Annotated in this window: 16 protein-coding genes; 7 read left to right on the forward strand and 9 right to left on the reverse strand. The window is 58.7% G+C overall.

Annotation, left to right across the window (positions count from 1 at the left end; translation table 11 throughout):
* Window positions 1-118: 118 nt before the first annotated feature.
* Complete coding sequence (locus QMX84_RS04625) at window positions 119-6,838, forward strand: NEL-type E3 ubiquitin ligase domain-containing protein (RefSeq protein ID WP_282363301.1); 6,720 nt, start codon at window positions 119-121, stop codon at window positions 6,836-6,838.
* An 81-nt stretch (window positions 6,839-6,919) separates the two neighbouring features.
* On the opposite strand, the gene QMX84_RS04630 is transcribed toward QMX84_RS04625, so the two are convergent.
* On the reverse strand, window positions 6,920-8,311 hold the full coding sequence (locus QMX84_RS04630; RefSeq protein ID WP_282363303.1) for an aldehyde dehydrogenase family protein: 1,392 nt from the start codon (window positions 8,309-8,311) through the stop codon (window positions 6,920-6,922).
* A 103-nt stretch (window positions 8,312-8,414) separates the two neighbouring features.
* Between QMX84_RS04630 and QMX84_RS04635 the strand changes: the two genes are divergently transcribed.
* Window positions 8,415-9,302: a LysR family transcriptional regulator gene (locus tag QMX84_RS04635; RefSeq protein ID WP_282363308.1), complete on the forward strand. Its 888-nt coding sequence runs from the start codon at window positions 8,415-8,417 to the stop codon at window positions 9,300-9,302.
* Here QMX84_RS04635 and QMX84_RS04640 read toward each other — a convergent pair.
* The 3 genes from QMX84_RS04640 to QMX84_RS04650 form a co-directional block, all read right to left on the reverse strand.
* The gene (locus QMX84_RS04640; protein ID WP_262126549.1) at window positions 9,299-9,991 is read right to left on the reverse strand and encodes an RES family NAD+ phosphorylase; all 693 of its coding nucleotides are present in this window, start codon (window positions 9,989-9,991) and stop codon (window positions 9,299-9,301) included. The two genes, QMX84_RS04635 and QMX84_RS04640, sit on opposite strands and share 4 nt — an antisense overlap.
* Window positions 9,985-10,389 carry an antitoxin Xre-like helix-turn-helix domain-containing protein gene (locus QMX84_RS04645; protein WP_262126550.1) on the reverse strand — a complete coding sequence of 135 codons (405 nt, stop codon included), beginning with the start codon at window positions 10,387-10,389 and terminating at the stop codon, window positions 9,985-9,987. The genes QMX84_RS04640 and QMX84_RS04645 overlap by 7 nt, the downstream gene beginning before the upstream one ends.
* 113 nt (window positions 10,390-10,502) lie before the next feature.
* Complete coding sequence (locus QMX84_RS04650) at window positions 10,503-11,831, reverse strand: hypothetical protein (RefSeq protein WP_282363304.1); 1,329 nt, start codon at window positions 11,829-11,831, stop codon at window positions 10,503-10,505.
* 202 nt (window positions 11,832-12,033) lie between these two features.
* On the opposite strand from QMX84_RS04650, the gene QMX84_RS04655 reads away from it, so the two are divergent.
* The 3 genes from QMX84_RS04655 to QMX84_RS04665 all read left to right on the forward strand — a co-directional run bounded on the left by QMX84_RS04655 (window position 12,034) and on the right by QMX84_RS04665 (window position 15,103).
* Window positions 12,034-12,912, forward strand: coding sequence for a LysR family transcriptional regulator (locus tag QMX84_RS04655; protein WP_282363305.1), 879 nt, complete (start codon window positions 12,034-12,036; stop codon window positions 12,910-12,912).
* A gap of 101 nt (window positions 12,913-13,013) precedes the next feature.
* Window positions 13,014-14,180, forward strand: a complete 1,167-nt coding sequence (locus QMX84_RS04660; RefSeq protein ID WP_262126553.1) for a pyridoxal phosphate-dependent aminotransferase — start codon at window positions 13,014-13,016, stop codon at window positions 14,178-14,180.
* A complete protein-coding gene (locus tag QMX84_RS04665; RefSeq protein WP_262126554.1) occupies window positions 14,177-15,103 on the forward strand; it encodes an AEC family transporter in 927 nt (308 codons plus the stop codon). The genes QMX84_RS04660 and QMX84_RS04665 overlap by 4 nt, the downstream gene beginning before the upstream one ends.
* 15 nt (window positions 15,104-15,118) lie before the next feature.
* On the opposite strand, the gene QMX84_RS04670 is transcribed toward QMX84_RS04665, so the two are convergent.
* From QMX84_RS04670 to QMX84_RS04690, 5 genes are all read right to left on the reverse strand, one after another.
* Window positions 15,119-16,384, reverse strand: a complete 1,266-nt coding sequence (locus QMX84_RS04670) for a histidine-type phosphatase (RefSeq protein ID WP_262126555.1) — start codon at window positions 16,382-16,384, stop codon at window positions 15,119-15,121.
* Window positions 16,385-16,391: 7 nt separating this feature from the next.
* Window positions 16,392-18,512: a TonB-dependent siderophore receptor gene (locus tag QMX84_RS04675; RefSeq protein ID WP_282363306.1), complete on the reverse strand. Its 2,121-nt coding sequence runs from the start codon at window positions 18,510-18,512 to the stop codon at window positions 16,392-16,394.
* Between the two features lie 114 nt (window positions 18,513-18,626).
* A complete protein-coding gene (locus tag QMX84_RS04680; protein WP_048370472.1) occupies window positions 18,627-19,052 on the reverse strand; it encodes a biopolymer transporter ExbD in 426 nt (141 codons plus the stop codon).
* Complete coding sequence (locus QMX84_RS04685) at window positions 19,052-19,780, reverse strand: MotA/TolQ/ExbB proton channel family protein (RefSeq protein ID WP_262126557.1); 729 nt, start codon at window positions 19,778-19,780, stop codon at window positions 19,052-19,054. The genes QMX84_RS04680 and QMX84_RS04685 overlap by 1 nt, the downstream gene beginning before the upstream one ends.
* 70 nt (window positions 19,781-19,850) lie before the next feature.
* Window positions 19,851-20,609: an energy transducer TonB gene (locus QMX84_RS04690; RefSeq protein WP_282363307.1), complete on the reverse strand. Its 759-nt coding sequence runs from the start codon at window positions 20,607-20,609 to the stop codon at window positions 19,851-19,853.
* Window positions 20,610-20,895: 286 nt separating this feature from the next.
* Here QMX84_RS04690 and QMX84_RS04695 point away from each other — a divergent pair, with 286 nt between their 5' ends.
* Window positions 20,896-22,272 (forward strand): pyridoxal-phosphate dependent enzyme, encoded by a 1,377-nt coding sequence (locus tag QMX84_RS04695; protein WP_262126565.1) that lies wholly within the window; start codon window positions 20,896-20,898, stop codon window positions 22,270-22,272.
* Entirely contained in the window at window positions 22,269-23,444 is a 1,176-nt protein-coding gene (locus QMX84_RS04700) for a cystathionine gamma-synthase (RefSeq protein ID WP_262126566.1), read from the forward strand. Before QMX84_RS04695 ends, QMX84_RS04700 begins: the two co-directional genes overlap by 4 nt.
* Window positions 23,445-23,526: the final 82 nt, after the last annotated feature.

Genomic DNA, 23,526 nt, shown 5'->3' on the forward strand with positions numbered 1-23,526 from the left:
GGGCTTGTTTGCAGGGCATGTAAACGAAGACCAGTTGCCCGAGTGGTTCACCCATGCCGCACCCTGGCTGCGTGAGGCATTGTTGGTGAGCCAGGCGCGAAGCCGTCAGGCGCATGCCATGCTGGCCATTAAACTCCAGGGGTTTAAAGGCATCGCCGAGTTTGCGGAGCCACTGCTGGTGGAGGCCATGAAGGGGCTCGATTCGTCGGCTATCGATGTCAATAAAAACAGCCTCTATTACCTGCGTCGTGATCAACCGGTACACGAGCAAAGCCTGCTGCAGGCGGCCTTGCTCAACTTTTCGGGTAAAGAAGACTTCTCGGTGGTGGTCGGGGGAGCATCCAGTGTGATCGCCCCGGCGGGTGCGTTGGTGACCGAAAAAGCTGGCTTGACCGCACAAGGATCATCAGGCTTTTCGGGGGCCGAGGGGGCTGATTTAATCTGGCGTGAACAAACTCGGCCCGATTCGATCGAGGGCAACCGTTATCGTTTTAAAGAGCAGCACGCCGTAGCACCTCAGGCTTTCTCGCAGTTATGCCGCCAGCTTGATTTGGGCAAGCAGTATCAGGAGCACTTGAACAGTGTTTTTGATGATCGGGCAACACGCGCCGGATTGCGACATCAGATGATCATTGCCCTGAAAGAGCAAATGGCTGTGCGGCTTCATACCGGCCTGATGGTAGGCGATGTCAAGGTGGCGGGTTACGAGATGGTCCGAGGATTGCTCGACGGTGCCCCAAACCCGAGGACGGGGCCGCTGGTCTTCAGCGGGCTTGAGCTATTGGGCTTCAACATTGGCCATGCAGTGATCATCGAGTCTGCTCGCTCGTACCCCATTCGAGGCTGGGTGGAGGAGCACACAGGCATTACTTTGCCGGCAGTCCGGTTTGATGAGCCCGGCCCTGATCCTGTCATGGTGTATATCCCGGGAGCCCCTATCAGCCCTCTCAAGGAGTATTCCTCACTGGGTGAATTCACTCAGGACCTGGTCGCGAACTTATGCTCCGCCAATTACCAGCAGTTTTTTGCAAGCTTGGTACCGCAAGGCAAACAGAAGGACTTTCTGACGCGCCTGAACCATCAGTTGATCGAGAAACACCCCACGCCTGGCACTCAGGAGGAGCCTGTTTATTTTGCCGCATCGAGCGTCAACTTGAGAGTGAGCCAGCAAACGTTGCAATCGATCTCTGGCGATATCTTCGACACGCTCTATTTCAGGCAAATAGAAAGGATAAAAGAGGATGCGCTTGCGATCGCCATACCCACTGCTGTGGTGGATTGGGAGCAGACCGTCGAGACCCTGGAGTACTGGGCGTCGGTGGGAATGAATGTGCTTAACGTCGCTGCCTTTTTTGTTCCCGGGCTGGGAGAAGCGATGATGGTGGTCATGGCTCTGCAGTTGGCCAAAGAGGTCTACGACGGCTTTGAAAGCTGGAGTGTGGGTGACATGGAAGGGGCATGGTCGCACCTGGAATCAGTAGCTATGAATGTGGCATTCATCGGCGTGATGGGCGCCGCCGGGTATGCCTTTAGCAAGATACCGGCGGGCACTATTCCCCGAATTCTTAAAGAGGTGAGGCAGGCCGTGCTGCCCACGGGGGAGATTCGGCTGTGCAAGCCAGAGGTTCATGCTTATCAGGTTCCCGAGCAGGTGCTGGACAACAGTGAGCCCAATGCTCTGGGGCAGTACCACGTCAATGGCAAGACGTATGTTCGAGTGGGTGAACACGTCTATGAGCAAACGTTTGATCAGTCCATCAACAAATGGAAGCTCAAACACCCCTCTGCCCAGAACGTATTCGAGCCCACGCTTGAGCACAATAACGCGGGGGCATGGCGCCATGCTCATGAACAGCCGCTGGAGTGGAATCGGGCCACCTTACTGCGTCGCCTTGGGCATGAGACCCGTCTGTTTGACGATGCCACCCTCGGTCAGATGGGGGACATAAGCGGGGTGTCTGATGCGGCACTGCGTCAAGTTCATATGGAGGGTTTGCCCGCACCTGCGGTGTTACTCGACACGTTTGAGCTGTTCAGGGTTGATCGTGAACTGGAAGCGTTGATTGAGCAGATCGCCAGTAGCAAAGGCTTTACCCACTATCAGGACGAGGTCTTGCGCGTGCTGGTTGAAATGCCAGGTTGGCCCCGAGGGCAAGAGCTTGAAGTGTTTGATGGCGACCAGATGTGGGGCCCGTCAACGCGTTATGGGAAGGTGCTGGTTGAGCGCGACCCTCGGCCGATTATCAGAATCACCCGTGCCGATGTTGCTCAGGGAACGTTAGCTGAACGGGTTCTCTCCTCATTAAGTGATGAGCAGGCAGCACAACTGCTGGGTCAGGCAGAGGGCGCCTTATCGCCCACCCGGCGTTTCAACCAGACGCTTGCCGATGCCCTGGGCCGACACAAACACCACCTGCTCAAGCGCCTGCTAAGTGCGGTCAAGAGCACTTCCTCACCTATTGAAGTAGAACTGTTGCGCAACAGGTTCCCTTCGTTGTCCGAGCGTGCTGCTAAAGAAGTACTGGATACCGCCAGCAACAGCGAGTTGGCAGACCTGCGTGATCACGCAATAGTTTCCCGGCGCATCGACGACAGGGCGCGCGTTTACATCCAGCAAGGACGAATGAATCGTGCAATCGCGGGGTTGTGTAAGCCGAGTTTGTCATCCCTGGACAGTGAACGTCTGGCGCTGCGGGGTCTGGAACATTTGCCCGGATGGTCAAATGACATACACCTGCAAATCAGGGCCAATAGCAGTCAGGGACGGTTGCTCGATAGCATTGGCCTTGAACAGGACCCCATCCATAGAACCCTGATCAAATCCGGTGATCACTTCTCTGTAGTGCAAGCGGCAGGTGTGCCCATGAGCGCTGACCTGAACCTTTATGAAGCAATTGTGCAGGTGTTGCCCGAACTGACCCGTGAAGCCATGGGCTATTTAGACATCAGTCAGGCTAATGACTTGCGGGGAGCATTGGCGCAGCATGCATTATCGAATCGTTCAGAAGTGGCGCAAATATTGCATCAGCGCATTCCGGGTGCGGAGCCTGTACTTGGCCGTATCAATAACAAGGTCGGTTATACGCTGTCTGGCACTGGAAAAGGTCTTGGCGTCAGAGACCTGCAAGTCGTGAGGCTGCGGGATGTTTATCCACGCATGAGTGATGAACAAGCGCTTGGCTACATTGAGGCGCGGTTGAGCCAAGGTGTTACGGATCAACAGATATTTGACGCGTTAGAGCACCAGCTTAATGAACTGCAGGGGTTGCGTAGCGTCCTGCAAGCCTGGAGTGCCGAGCGCAGCGGACGGTCTGGGATTGTGAGCAGAGTCATTGAGTGCTGGCGCTCAGGTCTGCCCTATAACCAGGACGCCAATATTGCCCTCGATTTGGGAAGCGTCAGCCAATTACCGGCATGGGAGGCTGACTTCTCGCATGTCAGGGCCTTGAGTATGGACGCCGGCTTATTAGTCAGTGAGCCGGGCGCCGGACTTCTCCAGCGTTTTCCTAATGCACGACGTCTGGAGTTGTTCGTAGGCAAAGAACAGATCGGGCCGATTGCGCAGGCACTGCCCGCATTGGACGGGATTACTGAGCTTTCGCTGACGTTGAACGTCGGAGCAGACTCAAGTGCACCGCTTGTTGATGTGCTGTCGAGACTCTCACAGCTCGAGCAGTTATCTCTAAGCGGCGACATCAATGCGCTGGATGTCACGCAGTTGTCCGAGCTTCGAGGGTTGAGCCTGTTCGGCAACGTGAGTCAATGGCCAACAGGGCTTTTCGGGCTCGAACATCTTGAGTTGCTGGACCTGCGTAATACCTCGATTGTGACGCTGCCAGACGCGTTTTTTGAGAGCCGTCTGCATCCGTTTTCAACGCTGCGTCTGAACTGGTCAGGCATGGATATGGACACTATCGTGAGGGCCTATGATTTCCTGTCCTCTATCCCTGCCTATGCCGCTGAAGCGTCCGATCTGGCCTCCAGTTATGTGAGAGAAGGGCTAAGAACCCTAATCATTGGGACCCGGGTGCCTGCGCTGACGGAGTCTGTGATTCAGCGCGCCTTGTACAAGTTGCCAGCCGGGGTGTTGATCGGACGGGTCGGTGAAGTAACTGAAGAGTACCGAACTCTGATTGCGCGTCTGAATCACTGGAAAAGCCAGGTTTCTTCTGGCGCTTACACTCACTTACGGCAAACGGTTTGCGATCGGATTACAGGTTGCTGGCGCAGCGGGTTGGCCGAACGGCTGGGTCTGGAAGGCGATGATCTGGGCGTTGCCTGGAAACAACCGGAGGAGGGCGGCATTCTTGACCTGGAAGTGGGCGCTTTTGACGACTTGCCAAAGCTTGAAGCCCATTCTTTTACCCATGTCACGCGCTTGAGAATACCTGCGCTTAACTTGCCTGTAGACGAGTTGAACACGTTCCTGGGTGCCTTCAAAAATGTACAAGTAGTGGATCTTTCGCGAAGCCAATTACTGGATTTTCCATCCGCTCTGGCAGACCTGCCGCAGCTAAGCAGTTTAGACCTCGGATTCAATGAGTTGAGGGTCACGCCGCAGATGCAGGAGAGCCTTAATTCAATGGTCGGGCTTAAGCGGTTGGACCTGAGTGGTAACTGGGTGGAGGAGCTGGATGTCAGTTCACTCGATGAGCTGCAAGAACTCAACTTGAGTAGCACTTCAATAAAGCACTGGCCGGCAGGCATTGAACGGTGTCGTTCGTTAAGGTTCCTGAATTTAAGTTTCAGCGCGTTAACCGAGATTCCACCTGAGGTCGTAAATCATCCAACCGTGTTAAGCAAAACGCTGCTGCAAGGGTGCCGGTTAACCCGTAAAAGCTGTGATGACTTATTGAATTATGGGCTCAAACATAAACGTAACCGGGTAGGAGGCATTGGCCTGGACAGGCTGGCCGAGGGCGTGACGGACGGCAAGCCTGAATCCTTCCCGATTCAGGTCGCAGACAACCCGGACTTGCTACTGCCTGAGCCGTTAACGACCGCCCCCGATGATTCCCCTCTGACTCGCTTGCAGCGACTGACCCCCGATCTGACGCCCGAGCAGGCGCAAGCACGCCTGGAGCAGATTCAAACAGGTGAAGTCTCCATTGAAGTCAGGCTTGAGGAGTGGGAACAGGAACTCGGCGCACTCACGAGTCGCCTCAATGACTGGGTCGCGAGCCGCAATTACCGAATAGAAGGGGGCAGCCGCTGGGTGAACTCGGCAGACCGCAAGACTGCCGCGGACCGCATTCTCCAAGCTTGGCGATACAGCGTGGCCCGTTCAGGCGTCGAACAGCAAGCGCTCGACTTGTCTGGTTTATGCATCGGTGACATGCCTCAATTACCGGGCGCGCTTAATGACATAACCGCTTTGAACGTGAGTGGCACGGGGTTAACGCAAGCGGGGGCGCAAACATGTATCCGATCGTTCAGCCAGTTACGAACGTTGCAACTGAACAATGCAGGCTTGACCGAATTACCCGAGTCCATTGGGGCGCTCCAGCATTTGAATAGCCTGGAAGCGGCTGGCAACCATTTGAGTTCAGTTGATTTAGAACCCCTGCGTGGGCTGAAATCGCTGGATCTCAGTCGAAACATGCTGAGCGAAGTCGACGTCCAGGGCATGGATAACTTGCAGACACTGATACTCAGTGGCAATCGATTGAGTGAATGGCCTGAGGGCGTACTGGATCTTACGCAATTGCGTGTTTTAAAACTCGATGCCAATCAGATCGAGGCGATTCCCTTTCGCGCTCTGCAAGGTCATCACGACCTGCTGATGGCCGGGACTGACCTGTCCAATAATTATCTACCCAACAGTGAACTAAGGTCGTTGTACGACTACCGTGATTTCACAGGCAATGACTTGGGGTATTCATTGGAAGAATTGCAGGTCGACAGTTCTGAAGCCGGTTCGGATGAAGATTCTGATGGGCAGAGCGATGTAGAGACCGATGAGGAAATAACTGATGAGTTACCGGATGTGCAGGCCTTGGGAGATGAGAAAGAACCATGGTTTCAGGACGTGCCTGCTGATTCAGCAAAACACGAAATGTGGAACGTGCTTAGAGAAGCCCCCGGCTCCCAGTACTTTTTTCGCCTGCTTGAGTTACTTCAAGGGAGTCAGGATTTTGCCCTCGTCAGGGCTGAGTTGAACCAGCGAGTATGGGAGGTACTGGAGGCAGCTTACAAAGATGAGACGTTGCGTGATGAGCTTTTCAGCCTGGCCCGCTCGCGCGGTACCTGCCCTGATGGAAGGATGTTGGTATTTAACGACATTGAATTAAGGGTTTATGAATTCGCCGAGTTTGGCACGGGGGCCGCGAGTAAAAGCGGTCAAGAGCTGTTTACCTTTTACAAGCGGATGTTTCGTCTCGGTAAAGTGGAAAGCATTGCTCAGGCGACGGCCAATGCCTCAGGAACTATTGAAGTCGTAGAAGTACGTTTGGCTTATCGCACTGCCCTGGCCAACAGGCTGGACTTGCCAAAGCAGGCTGCCGACATGTTGTATAGAGCTAGTGCGCCCGAAGTCACGCCTGCAGCCATAGAAGAGGCTTATGAGAAGGTCATTCTGGCTGAAAAAGGCAGTGAGTTTCTAGAGCATCTAACGACCCAGGAGCACTGGCTCACTTATCTGAAAACGCAATACCCTCAAGAGTTCGAGGCGCTGCAAGCTTATAGCGATGAGCTGATTAATGCGCTGGATCAGCAATACGACAGCCCTGCCAGTGAGGGGTATGAAATAGCGGCAGATATCGCGCGTATAGAGGTGTCTGTCAAAGAGCATGACCTCTTGCTGCGACTCTGCGGTCTTCAGCGTGCGTTACTGGACTAGAAGCGTCATTGACAGGGCCAGCACGGGAACGATGATCCCGTGCTGGCCCCTGTTGCCTCTTTTTCAGTGGCGTGCGTCCACTCAGTGGCGATCCAGCCACACGGTTTGCACATTGCAAAATTCCCGCACGCCGAAGTGCGACAGTTCACGGCCGAAACCGCTTTTCTTCACGCCGCCGAAAGCCACGCGGGGGTCGCTGGCCGAGTAACCGTTGATGAATACGCCGCCGGTTTCCAGTTCGCCGGTCAGTTGCTGGGCCAGTTCGACATTGGCGGTGTAAATGGTCGCTGTCAGGCCGAAGTCGCTGTCGTTAGCGAGCGCCACGGCATGGGCGCTGTCTTGTGCGGTAATGATCGACGCCACCGGGCCGAACAGTTCCTGTTTGAACGAGGTCATGCGGTCGGTCACGTTGGCCAGAATCGTAGGCTCATAGAAGTTGCCAGCCCCGTCGGCCTTGCCGCCGCCGAGCAACAGGGTCGCGCCTTCTTCCAGGGTGTCGCGCACTTGTTGGTCCAGTTCATCACGCAGGTCATAGCGCGCCATCGGGCCGATGTAGGTGTCGCTGGACAGCGGGTTGCCCACCACCAGTTTGCGGGTGGCCTCGACGAATTTTTCAGTGAATGCCTCAACCACGCCTTTTTCAATAATCAGGCGCTTGGCGGCAGCACAGACTTGCCCCGAGTTCTGGTAACGACCTACAACGGCGGCCTGCACAGCGGCGTCGAGATCGGCGTCGTTGAGCACGATGAACGGGTCGGAGCCGCCCAGCTCCAGCACGCATTTCTTCAGGGCTGCGCCAGCCTGTGCGCCGATGGCGGTACCGGCGCGAACGCTGCCGGTGAGGGTCACGGCGCTGATGCGCGGGTCGGCAATGGCGCGCGACACACCGTCCGGGGTGACGTTGACCACTTCAAACACGCCCTCGGCAAAACCGGCGCGCACAAAGGCGTCGCGAATCAGGTAGGCGCTGCCCATCACATTCGGTGCGTGCTTGAGCACGTAGGTGTTGCCTGCCAGCAAGGCGGGCACCGCGCCGCGCAGCACTTGCCAGACCGGGAAGTTCCACGGCATCACCGCCAGAATCGGACCCAGCGGACGGTATTCGATGCGTGCCTTGCCGCCTTCGACCTGGGTCGGTTCAGCGGCCAGCATGGCTGGGCCGTGTTCGGCGTACCACTCGCAGAGCTTGGCGCATTTTTCTATTTCGCCACGGGCCTGGGTGATCGGCTTGCCCATTTCCTCGGTGATCATGGTTGCCATGGCGTCAGCGTTGTCGCGCAGCGCCCGGGCCAGCGCGACCATGGCGGCAGAGCGCGCTTGCAGCGGTGTGCGCTTCCAGCGGCTGAAGCCCGACGCGGCGCGGGTGAGGGCAGCGTCCAGAGCCTCGGCGGACTCATACGCGTAGTGGCCAATCTGCTCGCCCGTGGTCGGGTTGATCGAAAGGGCGTGGGTCTGGCTGGAAATCGGGCTCATGGCATGGTCCTGCTGAGTGAGTAGATGGGCACAGAGTAGGGTGGCTAAAGATTTCTTGAAACTGAATAATAGAGATCGTTTCTTTCACGATTGGAGAATGGCTGTGGATCTGGTGCAACTGGAAATCTTCAAGGCGGTGGTGGACCACGGCAGCATCAGCGCTGCGGCGGCCCACATCCATCGTGTGCCCTCCAACCTGACGACGCGGATCAAACAGCTCGAAGAGGATTTGGGGGTCGATCTTTTTATCCGCGAGAAAAGCCGTTTGCGCCTGTCACCGGCGGGCTGGAGTTTCCTTGACTACGCGCGGCGCATTCTCGACCTGGTGCAAGAGGCGCGGGCGACGGTGGCGGGCGAAGACCCCCAGGGGGCATTCCCGTTGGGTTCGCTGGAAAGCACCGCCGCGGTGCGGATCCCCGCCTTGCTGGCGGCCTACAACCAACAACACCCCAAAGTCGACCTGGACCTCTCGACGGGGCCGTCCGGGGCCATGATTGAAGGCGTATTGTCGGGTCGACTAGTGGCCGCGTTCGTCGACGGCCCGGTGCTGCACCCGGCGCTGGAAGGTGTGCCAGTGTTCGAAGAAGAGATGGTCATAATCGCGCCGCTTCATCACGCGCCGATCCGCTGCGCGACCGACGTCAACGGCGAGAGCATCTACGCCTTCCGGGCCAATTGTTCTTACCGCCATCACTTTGAAAAGTGGTTCAACACCGACGCCGCCGTGCCCGGCAAAATCTTCGAAATGGAGTCTTACCACGGCATGCTCGCCTGCGTCAGCGCCGGTGCCGGGCTGGCGCTGATGCCCCGCAGCATGCTGCAGAGCATGCCGGGGTGCGCAACGGTCAGTATCTGGCCGCTGGCCGCCGAGTTCCGCTACCTGACCACCTGGCTGGTCTGGCGGCGTGGGGCCGTGTCGCGAAACCTCAGCAGCTTTGTGCAGTTGTTGGAGGAGCAAGGGTTGAGCGCTACGCCTGCTCTTGGCAATTAAGCTTCGCTGATTTTATTGACGCTGGTAATACGCCCATTCCAGATCATCTCGTAGTGGGCTGATTGAACCATCGATGAGATGGCGATTGGAGTCATAAGTGCCCAGCAGTGGTTACCGTGCAAGCGCACAGAGTTGTACCGCAGCCCTGGGCATCGGGCGTCTTTAACGGCCTTGCCCAACGCATGCGAGTGCATGTAAGTGTCGGGGTCGTAGATTGCATCGCTCATGGGCAGCGACGTTGCGTCTTTCATCGCCGCGTCCGTGAAAGAGCAGGACAACCCGCGGAACACAAAACGCTCGTAATTGAGCCCGTGAATATTTGCCCAGTATTTGTCCTGGTGATAATGGACCTCCGCCAGCGCCGTCTCCAGGTTGGCAGCCAGGTACAACACGCCGAAACGGCCGTTGCTGAAGCGCGAACCCTCGGGGTTGACGTGGGTGAACGGCGCGGTCGCATAAGAGCAACCCGGGATGCCAAACGGAATCTCTGCTCGCGGTATCAACTCAAGGCGGCCGACTTCATTTTGCAGCCGGGGATTGGTCAGCGCCTGGATCTGGTACAGCGCTTCAAAGGTGGCTGCATCGGCTACGTCATCAAACAGGGCAATGGGCGGGAATTTTGAATTGACCAGTCGATAGGCCTGCAGCGACTCGCCGGGCAGATCTGCCAACTGGCTCAACGTCACCATTGCGATCCCCGCAACACATCAATGCGTTTATAGGTCTCGTACAAAGAAATCATGTCCCCTTGTGACATGACCTCCAGCGGCGTGCGGCCGTTAAAAAAATCGTTGTCGTTGGCCATGGTCACAAAGCCATAAACGTTCTCGGGGTTATCGAACACCAGGCGCAACGCTGCATGAATGTTCAGCACGAAACTGATGCGTTGCATTTGGTCTGAGTCCAGCCCGACAGACCACTCAGCCTCCCGCTGTTTGGCGCGGGTATAAGTGCTGCGCGAGATTCGTAAAATACGGCAGGCCTGCTCGCCCGATGCCTGCCATTTTTCGAGAATGTTCACCGCCACCCGAAGACCGGCCACGCACTGATTTTTGGTGAGGGCTGGTGCTGGGTGGGTTAATGTCATTTTTGCTGCCTTACTTTTAATCTGTAGACTCGAATATAAGTTTTCTGAGTCTGTAGATCAATTGCTTGTAAGCCATCCCCGCGCTTTGCGTATGGCTTTACCCGTGAGTTACCTCAGGTGTGCACAGATGCGAAAGGCTCCCAGCTTTCAGTCACCCGCCCTGTTTGAGTCCATAGGTTGTCGACTTTCACAACCCTCAGTGCAAATGCTGCTGCTACACGTCGCACAAACTCAACTGCCGTTAATTCACCTCCCGTCAATTGTCTTTGCAATGGGCTGGTTAACTCGTCGGAGCGCGCTGCGTTGGCAATCAATTGCGCTTCAAGTACCGACCTTGAAGATGTCCGCTCATAACTCAATAATGCCCCTTCAGGTGCAGAAAAGTAGGCGTGAGTCTCTGGGGTCGCTTGCATCATCAGAAAATCAATCCAGACATTGTCCGGAGACATGAAATCGTTCAGCACCCTGGACTCTGCTGCAGGTGCGGCAGGCCGATGGACATCCGCTGAGTGATACACGGCAAACATTCGGTACCCTTCAGGCAATTGTGGCAGGCCAGCGCTGTTTCGGGGAAAGACATCAGGACGGTCAAAAGACTCGTAAACCGTAGACTGTGGTCGCGTGCAAATAAATGAATCGGTCTGCAAGTGCTTGAGAATAAAGCCTGCTTGTTGAACATAAGGGCGTTGCCTGATTAGTTCATCTGCAAACAAGGCAGCAGCATCAGCAGTTAGCAGTACAGGGCCACAAATAGGGGGGACGCTGGCTTGCCAAACATAGGCTGCCTGCCATTCTCGCCAGCCTGCAGAAATTCTGCCGCGTCTGGTCCAAAATGCTCCCGGCTGAAGGACTGTCAGCGCCCCGCCACTGTAAACCAGTGTGAGCAAGTGACTGGGCAGAAAAATACTGTTCGTAGACTGTTGTTCAAGGTGACCCGGTGTGCCCGGATGTACCAGCCTTAATAACGGTTCCAAAGCTTGTTCGGTGGGTGAGCCGCTGGCTATATAACAAATCAGGCTTTTGTCTGCGTTGGATAAATAAAAGCGTGCATAGTTGTGACGAAACGAAATGGCCGTTCGCAAGTCCATCAATGAGAAAAAATTATCTTGTAACTCATTCTCGGGATCCCTTGTTGCGTCTGCGCGCTGGAACGCGGCATGAGAGTGATACAACCCTTCAATCACATACCCTGCGGGTGGCAGCATGTCACCCTCTGGTGATCGTTCAAGCACATCAGAGGGGCGGAACAAGCTCCCCTCGCTGGACATGGGAAGCGTCGCATAGTGGTAATTATCCTTGCTCAATATGAAACCACCGTATTCCTTGTCGCGGCGGCTGCCGATCAGATCGTGGGCATAGACAGCGGCATCATCGGGGGTTATGAAGGCAGGGCTTAATGCCGGTGATACCTGTGTTTCGGTGGAACCTGCTCTAGTGTTCATAGAGGCTCCAGGTGCAAGCAAAAAATCGGTTTAGGGTCCATTTCAAGGCTCTTTGTATAAAACTGGAGCCTTTATGTTCAGAGAAATACTTAATTCAGGTGCACTAGATAAGTACATACCTGCGCATTGGCTGTTACAGCCCGTCTTTACACCTACACCACCCCATCAATTGGATACTGCCTGAACAGCCACAGAGATCACCATGTCACTACGCGCCCTTCACACCTTGATCGCCATTGCTCAGTACGGTTCGTTTGTGCGCGCTGCGGAGGCTGTACATCTCACGCAGTCTGCGGTGAGCCTGCACATAAAGTCCCTTGAAGAGACGTTCAATGCGACGTTGTTCGACCGCTCGCGGCGTTTGCCGGTGCTCACCGAGGCGGGACATGTAGCGGTGGAGCGGGCCCGTGAGATCGTGGCGCTGTATGACGGCATTGCGGCTGAAATTGGCGGGGATAACGAGTTGCGCGGCAGGTTGAGGATCGGTGCCATTCACACGGCACTCGCCAGCACGTTGCCTGCGGCCCTGGCCGCGTTGGCGGCTGAGCACCCGCATGTGCGTATCAACGTGGCTTCTGGTATGTCGGCGGAACTGGCCGTGCGCGTTGAGGCGGGCGAACTGGACGTTGCAATCACCACCGAACCTGTGCGCCCGCACCCTTATGGCCTGGTCAGTACCACGCTCTATGAAGAGGGCTTCTGGATAATTGCGCCGGGTTCGTTGGCGGGGCAGGATTTTCGGCAGTTACTGCAACAGCAACCGTTCATTCGTTTTGATCGCCGGGCCTGGGCCGGACGCACCATCGAGCAGGAGCTACGGCGGATGCGCCTGCGCGTGCACACCAGCATGGAGTTGGACAGCCAGGAGGCGATCATCCAGATGGTCAGCAGCGGGCTTGGGGTGGCGGTGATTCCGCTGTCCAGTCACAACCTCGCGCAGTTGGGCCATCTCGACATCCAGCCCTTCGGCTCGCCACAAAAAACCCGCCGCGTGGTCTTGCTAGAGCGCGAAGACCGCCCGTTGGCCAGATTGGCCGTCGCCCTCGCGCAGGCTGTTCAACGCCATGCTCCGGCCAGATGACTTATGAGCAAAACTTGTTGATGGCTGAATTTTAAGTCGATTTTATTTTAGGTCGCGAGTTCTTATCGTGGTGCTCATCCAACCGTTGCCCGGAGAGCTCCATGTCACTTGCCGCTGCCCCAAACCGTGCCTTGCAATCGCCCATTCTGATGATGGCCAAACGTGCTGCCGCGCTGCGCGCTGAAGGCCGGGACGTGATTGACCTGACCTTGGGCGAGCCGGATTTCAATGCCCCCGAGCATGTGTTGGACGCCGCGCGGCAGGCCCTGGGTAGTCGCCTCGCGTACTCACCTTCCAATGGCATTGAACCCCTGCGCAGGGCGATTCGCATGCGGCTCAAAAAAGACCGTGGATTAGATGTCGACGATGATCAAGTCACCGTTGGCTGTGGCGCCAAGCAGATCATTTTCAACGCGCTGCAGGCCACGTTAAAACCGGGTGATGAGGTGATTGTTCCAGCCCCTTACTGGGCCAGCTATCCGGCAATGATCAGCCTGTGTGGCGCGCAACCACTGATTCTTCCGACCTGCGCCGCCGAAGGCTTTCGCTTGACGGCCGAGCACCTGGCGGCGGGTTTGCGCTTGGCAAAATCACCCAAGTGGGTGGTGCTCAATGCCCCCGGTAATCCTTCTGGATCACTCTATTCAGAGCACGACTTGCAGGCATTGGCAGAAGTGCTGCGCCAGTACCCCGAGGTTTGGGTGTTGTCCGACGATATCTACGCAGAAATCCGCTACAGCGCAAAACCTTATCTCACCCTGGCTTCAGTGGCCCCCGATCTGGCAGAGCGCATCCTGTTGGTTGACGGTGTGTCTAAAGCCTATGCCATGACGGGCTGGCGCGTTGGCTGGGGCTGCGGACCGGCGTCGCTGATATCGGCAATGACGACTGTGCAGTCGCAAAACTGCACGCAGACCAGCACCTTGAGCCAACTGGCAGCAGTGGCCGCGCTGGAGGGCCCGCAAGAGTTTCTGGCAGAGCGCAATGCGATTTACAGGCAGCGTCGCGATGCCGCCCTGCGGGTCCTCCGGGCCTGCGACAAAATTAACGTGTCGTGCCCCGAGGGGGCGTTTTATTTGCTACCGCAGATCAAGCCGAAGATTGACGATCAGGCCCTGGCGTTGGAACTGCTGGACGCCGGGGTCGCAACCGTGCCCGGCAGTGCCTTTGGCATGCCTGGGTACCTTCGGCTTTCATTTGCGACAGACGAAGCCTCCCTGGTGGAAGGTTGCACGCGGTTGGTTCGCGCCCTTGGGGCACGGTCATGACCCTCGCGCTGCTACTCGCCCTGGCGCCCATCGCGTTGCTTATCGCCCTCGGCGCCTGGCTCAATCACAGTCGTTTTTTGGCTGACAGTTTTTGGGCGCAGGCAGAGCGTTTGGGGTATTACGTTCTGCTGCCGGCGCTGTTTTTACATGGCTTGGCCACGGCCAGCCTGGACAACGTGCCCGTGAAGGGCATGGCTCTGGTGCTGGTGCTTTCGACCTGTGCAGTCACTGTGGCGCTGGTCGCCAGCCGCGCGTTGCTCAAGGGCAGTGATGCGGCGTTTACCTCGGTTTTTCAGGGCGGCATACGCTTTAACAACTATGTCGGCGTGTCGATCGTCGCGGGCTTGTTCGGCGCACAAGGCATTGCCCTGGCGGCGGTCGCCAACGCGGCCATTGTGCCGACGGTAAATATTCTGTGTGTGCTGGTGTTCGCACGGTACGGCACCGGGGCCAAGATGACGGCGGGCAAGGTGGCCCGGCAATTGGCGCTTAATCCGCTGGTGCTGGCCTGCTTCGGCGGAATAGCGCTTCAGGTGCTGGGGCTGGGACTGCCGGTGGTTATTGAACCGGTGCTCAAGGCGTTGGGGCAGGCGTCGTTGCCCCTCGGTTTGCTCTGCGTCGGGGCGGCCCTGGAGCTGGGGTCGGTGCGCAGTTGGGTGCGACCGGTTGCGTACTCATCACTGGCCAAGTTTGTGATCATGCCGCTGGCGACGGTAGGCGCGTGCCATGTGTTTGGCCTGGACGGCAAAGCGGCGATTGCAGCAGTCCTTTTCCAGGCACTGCCCACCGCATCGTCGTCCTACATCATGGCGCGGCAACTGGGGGGTGACGCCCCCCTGATGGCCGGCATCGTGGCGAGCCAAACCCTGCTCGCGGCGGTGACGCTGCCCCTTGCCGCGATTGTGTTGATTCCCTGGATCTGATCGCTGCAGAGCGACTTACTGGCCCAGGTAATGCTGCACTTCGGTCGCCGAAGGGTCGATGCGTTTTTCCATTTCAGCGACAAATCCTTTCAATGGCATCAAGGCTTTGCCCGCATAACCAGGGTATTGCACTTGGTACGGCGGTGCGTCGGACAAGCTGCGCAATTGGTCCATGCTCTGCGCCACATAGGCCACGCTGACAAACTGCGCGCCGCTGTGGTCATCGACCCAGCGTTCAAACAGAAGGGTGCCGCCCGGTGCGGCATCGTTCTCAGGGTACTCAGCGATTTTCCAGTCAAAGCCCAGCAGTGTGCGCAACTGCGCGATGTTGGTGTCGTGGCCCACGAAAGCCAGCCATTGGGTGCCGGGCGGGCTGCCCGCTGTGGTCGGTTGCAGGGCCAACAGGATTTGCCCAAGCAATTGCGATGCACCGCGCTGTGCGATGTACGGAACGTGGTTGCTGAGGGCGTATTTAGCCGAACGCAATGCCATCAGGCGCGATACCTCTTCAGCGCTGCGGCCTTGACCAAACGCGACCTGATCCAGCGGCAAACCTTCGGCATATTGCATGCGAAAGGTTTCGCTCATGCCCGCGCCCACGCCCAATGGGCTGCTGAGTTTGACCACGCCGTTTTTCTCTTTCAGCGCCCAGGGTTGCTCGCTCAGGGCGCAGTTTTTTTGCTCGCAGGTGGTTGGCACGCCGACCACTTGCTGCATGGCCAGCACCGGTGCGTCATAGCGTTCACGGGCAGCGTCGAGGCTGCCGCCCATGGCGTGCAGTAATGCCGCTTTGGTCTGCGCCGGGTCCAAGGGGGCCAGGCCATTTTCGGTCGCGTGGAACAGCCGGTCCTGACTTTTCTGCGCATGGTGTACAGGGACGTTGCAGCCCGGGAACATCCCTTGTACCAACGCCGCGCTGGTGGCTTGCGTGCGTGCGACCGGGCTCGACCACACGTAGGCCGCCTGCGCCGGCGGGCATTGCCCGGCCTTGAACAGGCCGAGCGAATCGAGCAGGCCGCGTTGCCATTGACCGAGCAGCACGATGGCTGCGCGGCCATGGTCGGTCAACTGGCCGTCGGCCACGTCAAACGCTGGCCATGGCTTGGCTGACCAGCTTTGCAGTGCGGCGGTGTCGGTTGCCGGTCGGATGCCGTGGCGCATCACCAGCACGACTTTGTCCAGGCGCAGCCCGCCGGTATCCAGTGGTGCGGCCACAGAGGGCAATGCCAGGCAGATGCCCAGCGCCAGAACCGTGTACTTCAAGAACGTTGTTTTTATCATTGCGGGCCTAGAAGTCATAACGCGTGTTGAAGGTTAACGTACGGGGCGAACCCGGCTGCAGGTAGTTTTCCTGATAGAAGGTCCAGTACTTTTTGTTGGCCAGGTTGCTGACGTTGGCGCCAAAGGTCAGTGCATGCCCGCCGCTTAAATGCAGACGGTAACCGCCGCCAGCATCGAACAGGTTGTAAGCCGGCAGGGTGTGCACGTTGCCTGAGTCCACCGCCATTTCGCCGATACGCTGGGCGCCGGTGTGCAGGAACATGCCGGGCACTTGTGGGACACGGTACGTGACTTGTGTTGCAGCTTGATAATGCGCTGCCCCGGCGGCGCGGTTGCCATCAACGCCGTCGCCTGCGTCATGGTAGGCCGAGTCCAGTGACATGACGCTGCCGTCCACGGTCAGGTTGGGGGTGGCATCGACGCTGGCGTTCAACTCCAGGCCTTGATAGCGGATGGTGCCGCTTTGCACGAAGACGTTGGCATCGTTGGTGTACTCGGCGCCCCGATCGATGCGAAACGCTGCCGCCGTCGCGCTCCAGTTACGCTGCTGGGCTTTTACGCCCACTTCGTATTGCTTGCTGCGCAGCGGGCCCAGGGTCTGTTCGGAGTTGACTGCCGTGGTGGGCGCGGTGCCGCCGTTTTCCAGGGATTCGACGTAACTGGCATACAGGGTCACGTCTTTGTTGGGTTTGTACATCAACGCCACTGTTGGCGTGGCGGGTCGGGCCTTGTACTGGACAGCAGGGGCGGTCGAGGAGGCGTGAGTCTCCTCGCGGAAGTCTTCGTTGCGAAGGCCCGCCAGCAACGACCAGTGTTCACCCAGGCCGATGGTATCGCTGGCGAATACGGCGCTTTCCTTGATGTTGTCATCGCCGTAGGTGCCGCCGCTGTAATCGATGTTGTACACCGAGAAGATCGTCGGGTCGTACAGGTTGCCCTTGCCCACGGTGCCTTTGGGGCTGACCACGGATTTTTCGGAGTTCAGTTGCGAGTAACTGCTGCCCAGCACCAGGTCATGGCTGAACCAGCCGGTGGTGAACTTACCTTCCAGGGTGCCCATGGCGTCGTTGTAGTCATAGCCGTGGTACTCGGCCGACGCTTTGTCGGAATAGCCGCCCGCATCGCTGGAAATGATGTACTGGTCTTTCAAATAACGGCGTGTCGAATCGCTGTAGCGGTAGGCCAGCTTGCCGGTCCAGTCAGGCGAGAATTTGTACGTCGCACTGAGCGTCGACAGGCTGTAATCCACATCGGTGAAGGAGCCATTGCTGTACAGGCGTTTGCTGCCATCAATGGGTTTGGGCAAGGCATTTTTAGCGTTGACGATGATGTCGGTGCCGCCGCTGGTATCACGCGTCTGGTACAGGGTGTCGAAGTCCAGGCTCAGGTCATCGCTGAGTTGCGCGTTGAGGGCCACGCCGACGGCTGTGCGGTTGACCTTGGCGTCACCTGAAACGGCATCGCCTTCTTCGTGCACCAGGTTGACCCGGTAGCCGAAGCGCGGGTCATCCAGACGGCCGCCGACGTCCAGGTGTTCTTTGTACAGGTTGTTGGACTCGTAACCGGCGTCGACGCTGAAGGTGGTCTTGTCAGTTGGCCTTTTGGTCACGTAGTTGACGATCCCGCCGGGGCTGCCGAAGCCATACATGAAGCCCGACAGGCCTTTGAGCACATCGATGCGGTCAAACATCTCAAGGGGCATTTCAACGCCACGGTTGATGTTGGCCATGCCATCCACCTTGTAGCCGTTCAGGTCATCCAGCGGCAGGCCGCGCACCGCGAGGGTGGCCGGGTGCGTGCCGTAGCTGGAACTGATGGAGGTGACCGACGCGTCGTACTTGACCGCCTCAGACAAAATCCCCGCCTGGCGGTCCTGGATTTCCCTGCTGCCGACGCTCTTGAACGAAAACGGTGTATCGATCACCGCACGGCTGCCCAGGGCACCGCTGTTGGTCTGCTGGTGCAGCGCCGGTTTGCGCTTGGCGGCTTTGACCGTGACTTGCGGCAAGGTGGCCAAGGCACTGTCGTCGATGGCCGCTGCAGCATCGGCGGCAAAAGACGGCGTGGCCATGGCAAGCGCTGCGAAACCGAGACCTGCACGCACATACAACGGGGATTTGCGAAACATGACTGCACCTTCGAAAACGGCCATTCACGGCCTGGTTGATTTCTGTGGCGCGCACTTCGCCGTGGTCGGCTATAAAGGCCGACCCAACGGGTGGGGCGAAGGGCGACGCCGTGGTTAAGGGGTAACGGCCTGGGTCACAAAACCGATCTTGTCCAGACCACCGGACTGCGCTGCCGCCATCACCTGCACGACCTTTTCATAGGGCGTGTTGCGCTCGGCGCGCAGGTGCAATTCCGGGACTGGCTGGCGCGCGGCGGCCTCGGCGATCAGCGCGGGCAAGTCGCTGTCGCTGATGTCGTGGTCCTCCCAATGCAGGTGGCCATCGTTGTCCAGCGCCAGGTCTACCGAGGGCGGCGGTTTGTTGTCTTGCTGCGCGGCGGCCTTGGGCAGGTCGATCTTCACCGAGTGCTGAATGGCCGGGACGGTGATGATGAAAATCACCAACAGCACCAGCATCACGTCCACCAGCGGCGTGGTATTGATCTCGGGGTTAAAGCCGTCTTCTTCCAGGTCGTCCCCGCCCGACAGTCCACCGGCCATCAGACGTACTCCGCTTGCGCATTGAAGGTGCTGTGGGCAGGCAGCCCGTTGCGTGGGGTGGCGCGGGCGCCGATCACCAGCAGATCGTGCAGCTCGAAGGCAAACTTGCTCAGCTCTGCCAGGGTCTGCTTGTTGCTGCGCACCAGCAGGTTGTAGCCCAGGGTGGCGGGGATGGCTACGGCCAGGCCCAGGGCCGTCATGATCAGGGTTTCGCCAACGGGGCCGGCGACTTTGTCGATGCTGGCGTCACCGGACAAACCGATCTTCATCAAGGCGTGATAAATGCCCCACACGGTGCCGAGCAAACCGACAAAGGGCGCGCTGGAACCCACGGTGGCCAGAATCGCCATACCGCCTTGTAACTTGCCGCTAATGGTCACTGTGGACTGGCGCAAGGCGCGGGTCAGCCATTCGCTGAACGGCGGCGGGTTCATGTCGCCATCCAGCGCATCACGGTGCTGGCGCGCGGCGCTGATACCGGCGTGGGTCACTTCAGCCCAGGCGCTGCTTTGGCCCAATTGCTGCACACCCTCCTTGAGCGTCGGCGCACCCCAGAACGCCGCCAAAAGTTTGCCCGAGCGCAACCGAAACAGCGCCAGACGCAGCAGTTTGTCGAGCATCACGTACCAGGACGCCACTGACATCACCAGCAGCATCAAGGCCACGCCTCGGGTGACCACGTCGGCCTGTTGCCACAAAACATTCAAACCCAGTGTTCCGGTTTCCATGTGTTTTCCTTTCTTTGGGGTGAGCGCTGCCCTGACCGGCAGGCCCGTCAATAAAAAATAGGGGTGAGTGCTAGCTGTCGAGCTGAAAGCGCAGCGGCACGATCACGTACACCGACACTGCATGCCCATCGTCCAGATAAGGCTTGAACAGCGCGCCGCGCACTGCCGTCTTGCCTGCTTCATCGAGGCTGCCGAAACCCGAGGAACGCACGATGTCCACGGCGCCGGGCTTACCGTGGGTATCCACCAGCACGCGCAAAATCACGGTGCCTTCGTTGCCCTCTTCACGGGCACTGTCGGGGTATTCGGGTTCGGGCTCATGCACGTACTCCACGCCTCGGGTGATCGTCTTGGGCTGAGGCGGCGGAGCGGGCGTGGGCGCAACCACGGGAGCGGCCGCCGCAGGTGTGGCGGGTGCGGGATCTGACTTGACCACGGGCGTTACCGGGCGCTGCACGGCATGCGGCTTGGCCACCGGCTTGGGCCGGGCGACCGGGTGAACAGCCTCTGGCGCGGGGATGGGCGGGGCCACGGGAGGAGGGGGCTCAGAGGGCGGTGTCGGTGCAGCAGGGGCGGCAGGTGCAGGCGCAGGTTGATGAATGACCGAGGCATAAATAGTCCGCGTCACGGCTGGCGTCACCGTGACCGGCGAAGACCTGTTCACCAGGCTCAGCACCAACAGATGCAGCGCTACCACCAGCACCACCGCGCCGCCACGGCGCAGCAATCGCGAAGTACTGCCCGCAGGCAATGGCTCAAGGTGCGGCAAGGGTGTCAGCGTTGCATCCACAATAAATTCCTCCCCGGGCCAGACTGCCGGGCACAGCATGCGCACTCCTTGCGAACGTTGAGTCCAAGGCCCGATACAGGCCGTTCGTAACTTGTGACGTAGGAATATAGGAATGGAAAATGACGGGGCCGTGACATGAATAATTGTTCATGAGGTGGGTGCCACGCCGTCAGGAGGCTTGGCTTAAACGCTCTGGAGTAATCACCCGCCAAGTTGCGGGCAACCCCATCCCGGCCTAAGGTCCTAGAAGGTTTCCGGTGATTGGCGCGACATACCTCGTTGCCAGTCGCTGTCCATCCAGTGCAAAAACACGGGAAGTGACTTCATGCCAAACAACCCTCAACCTGCCGTTCTGGAATTGATCGGCAACACGCCGCTGGTGCGTGTCAGCCGGTTCGATACCGGGCCTTGTACGCTGTTTCTCAAGCTTGAATCGCAAAACCCCGGAGGCTCGATCAAGGACCGGGTCGGCCTGGCCATGATTGATGCCGCCGAGCGCGACGGGCGTTTGCGCCCCGGCGGCACCATTGTTGAAGCAACGGCCGGTAACACTGGTCTGGGGCTGGCGCTGGTCGGCCGGGCCAAAGGCTACCGGGTGGTGCTGGTGGTGCCGGACAAGATGTCCACCGAGAAGGTGTTGCACCTCAAGGCCATGGGCGCTGAGGTGCATATCACCCGATCTGACGTCGGCAAGGGCCATCCGGAGTATTACCAGGACGTGGCCGCGCGCTTGGCCGCCGACATTCCCGATGCTTTTTTCGCCGATCAATTCAATAACCCGGCCAACCCGCTGGCCCACGAGTGCAGCACCGCGCCAGAAATATGGTCGCAAACCCAGCACGATCTGGATGCGATTGTGGTAGGTGTCGGGTCTGCCGGTACGTTGACCGGCTTGACGCGTTTTTTTAAGCGCGTGCAACCAGATCTGGAAATGGTTCTGGCCGACCCGGTAGGTTCGGTGATGGCCGAATACAGCCGCAGCGGCGTGATCGGCAAAGCCGGTTCCTGGGCGGTGGAGGGCATTGGCGAAGACTTCATCCCGTCGATCAGCGACCTGTCCAGCGTGCGTCATGCCTACTCGATCAGCGATGAAGAAAGCTTCGATCACGCCCGCCAATTGCTGCGGGCTGAAGGCATTTTGGGCGGTTCTTCAACCGGCACCTTGCTGGCCGCCGCGTTGCGCTATTGCCGCGAGCAAACCGAACCCAAGCGTGTGGTCAGCTTTGTGTGTGACACCGGGACGCGTTATTTGTCCAAGGTCTATAACGACCAGTGGATGAAGGACCAAGGCCTGCTGCAGTTCAAGCATTACGGCGATTTGCGTGACCTGATTGCCCGGCGTTTTGAGGATGGCCGGGTGATCAGCGCCAGCCCGGACGACACCTTGCTCACCGCTTTCCAGCGCATGCGTCTGGCCGATGTGTCGCAACTGCCGGTATTGGTGGACGGCAAGCGACTGGTCGGGGTGATCGATGAGTCCGATATTTTGCTGGGCCTGCATGCCGACGCGTCGCACTTTAGCCGAACGGTCGCGAGCGCCATGACGGACACGTTGCACACCTTGGCGCCGCAGGCCAGTCTGGCTGAGCTACAGGCCGAACTCGACCGCGGGCTGGTGGCGATTATTGCTGACGCTTCGGGCTTTCATGGCCTGATCACACGCGTCGACCTGCTCAATCACTTACGGAGATCCCTTGCATGAGTCAGCACGATGAAAACGGCGCACACCGCGCCTTTGCCACCCGCGTCATCCACGCCGGGCAGGTGCCGGACCCTTCCACCGGGGCCTTGATGCCGCCGATTTATGCCAACTCCACCTATTTGCAAGAAAGCCCCGGCGTGCACAAAGGCCTGGACTACGGGCGCTCGCACAACCCGACGCGGTTTGCCCTGGAGCGCTGCGTCGCGGACCTCGAGGGCGGCACAGATGCCTTCGCTTTTGCTTCCGGGCTTGCGGCCATTTCGACGGTGCTGGAGTTATTGGACGCCGGTTCGCACATCGTCTCGGGCAACGACTTGTACGGCGGCACGTTCCGCCTGTTCGACAAAGTCCGCCAGCGCAGTGCCGGGCACAGCTTCAGCTTCGTCGACCTGACAGACCTCAGCGCTTTTGAAGCGTCGTTGCAGGACAACACGCGGATGGTTTGGGTCGAAACTCCGAGCAACCCGCTGCTCAGCCTGACTGACCTGGCGGCCGTGGCGAGCATCTGCCGGGCACGCGGCATCATTTGCGTGGCCGATAACACCTTCGCCAGCCCTTGGGTGCAGCGTCCGCTGGAGTTGGGTTTTGATGTGGTGGTGCATTCGACCACCAAGTACCTGAACGGCCACTCGGATGTGATCGGCGGCATCGCCATCGTCAAGCACCTTGAACTGGCCGAGCGCCTGCGCTTCTTGCAAAACGCGGTGGGCGCGATTGCCGGGCCGTTTGATGCTTTTCTCACCCTGCGCGGCGTGAAAACTCTGGCCCTGCGCATGGAGCGTCACTGCAGCAACGCGCTGGAGCTGGCGCAATGGCTGGAGCGCCAGCCTCAGGTAGCGCGTGTGCACTACCCGGGGCTGGCATCGCACCCGCAGCATGACTTGGCGCGTCGGCAGATGCGCGGCTTCGGCGGGATGATTTCCATCGACTTGAACACCGACCTGGCAGGCGCCCGGCGCTTCCTGGAAAGCGTGCAGATTTTTGCCCTGGCCGAGAGCCTGGGCGGGGTTGAAAGCCTGATCGAACACCCGGCCATCATGACCCACGCCACCATCCCCGCCCAAACCCGTGCACAGTTGGGTATCGGCGATGGTCTGGTGCGGCTGTCGGTGGGGGTTGAGGATGTCGAAGACTTGCGCGCTGACCTGGCGCAGGCGCTGGCGCGGATTTGAATCTGTGGGAGCGGGCTTGCTCGCGATGCAGGCAACGCGGTGCGCGACTTTGACACCTTGTCGTATCCATCGCGAGCAAGCC

Source organism: Pseudomonas sp. PS01297, from assembly GCF_029959305.1.
Taxonomy (GTDB): domain Bacteria; phylum Pseudomonadota; class Gammaproteobacteria; order Pseudomonadales; family Pseudomonadaceae; genus Aquipseudomonas; species Aquipseudomonas helleri.

Coding starts and splice junctions, on each gene's coding strand:
- QMX84_RS04625 (WP_282363301.1), top strand. CDS start 119: ATGCTGGCCATTAAACTCCAGGGGTTTAAAGGCATCGCCGAGTTTGCG.
- QMX84_RS04630 (WP_282363303.1), bottom strand. CDS start 8,311: ATGAGCCCGATTTCCAGCCAGACCCACGCCCTTTCGATCAACCCGACC.
- QMX84_RS04640 (WP_262126549.1), bottom strand. CDS start 9,991: ATGGTGACGTTGAGCCAGTTGGCAGATCTGCCCGGCGAGTCGCTGCAG.
- QMX84_RS04645 (WP_262126550.1), bottom strand. CDS start 10,389: ATGACATTAACCCACCCAGCACCAGCCCTCACCAAAAATCAGTGCGTG.
- QMX84_RS04650 (WP_282363304.1), bottom strand. CDS start 11,831: ATGAACACTAGAGCAGGTTCCACCGAAACACAGGTATCACCGGCATTA.
- QMX84_RS04655 (WP_282363305.1), top strand. CDS start 12,034: ATGTCACTACGCGCCCTTCACACCTTGATCGCCATTGCTCAGTACGGT.
- QMX84_RS04660 (WP_262126553.1), top strand. CDS start 13,014: ATGTCACTTGCCGCTGCCCCAAACCGTGCCTTGCAATCGCCCATTCTG.
- QMX84_RS04665 (WP_262126554.1), top strand. CDS start 14,177: ATGACCCTCGCGCTGCTACTCGCCCTGGCGCCCATCGCGTTGCTTATC.
- QMX84_RS04670 (WP_262126555.1), bottom strand. CDS start 16,384: ATGATAAAAACAACGTTCTTGAAGTACACGGTTCTGGCGCTGGGCATC.
- QMX84_RS04675 (WP_282363306.1), bottom strand. CDS start 18,512: ATGTTTCGCAAATCCCCGTTGTATGTGCGTGCAGGTCTCGGTTTCGCA.
- QMX84_RS04680 (WP_048370472.1), bottom strand. CDS start 19,052: ATGGCCGGTGGACTGTCGGGCGGGGACGACCTGGAAGAAGACGGCTTT.
- QMX84_RS04685 (WP_262126557.1), bottom strand. CDS start 19,780: ATGGAAACCGGAACACTGGGTTTGAATGTTTTGTGGCAACAGGCCGAC.
- QMX84_RS04690 (WP_282363307.1), bottom strand. CDS start 20,609: ATGCTGTGCCCGGCAGTCTGGCCCGGGGAGGAATTTATTGTGGATGCA.
- QMX84_RS04695 (WP_262126565.1), top strand. CDS start 20,896: ATGCCAAACAACCCTCAACCTGCCGTTCTGGAATTGATCGGCAACACG.
- QMX84_RS04700 (WP_262126566.1), top strand. CDS start 22,269: ATGAGTCAGCACGATGAAAACGGCGCACACCGCGCCTTTGCCACCCGC.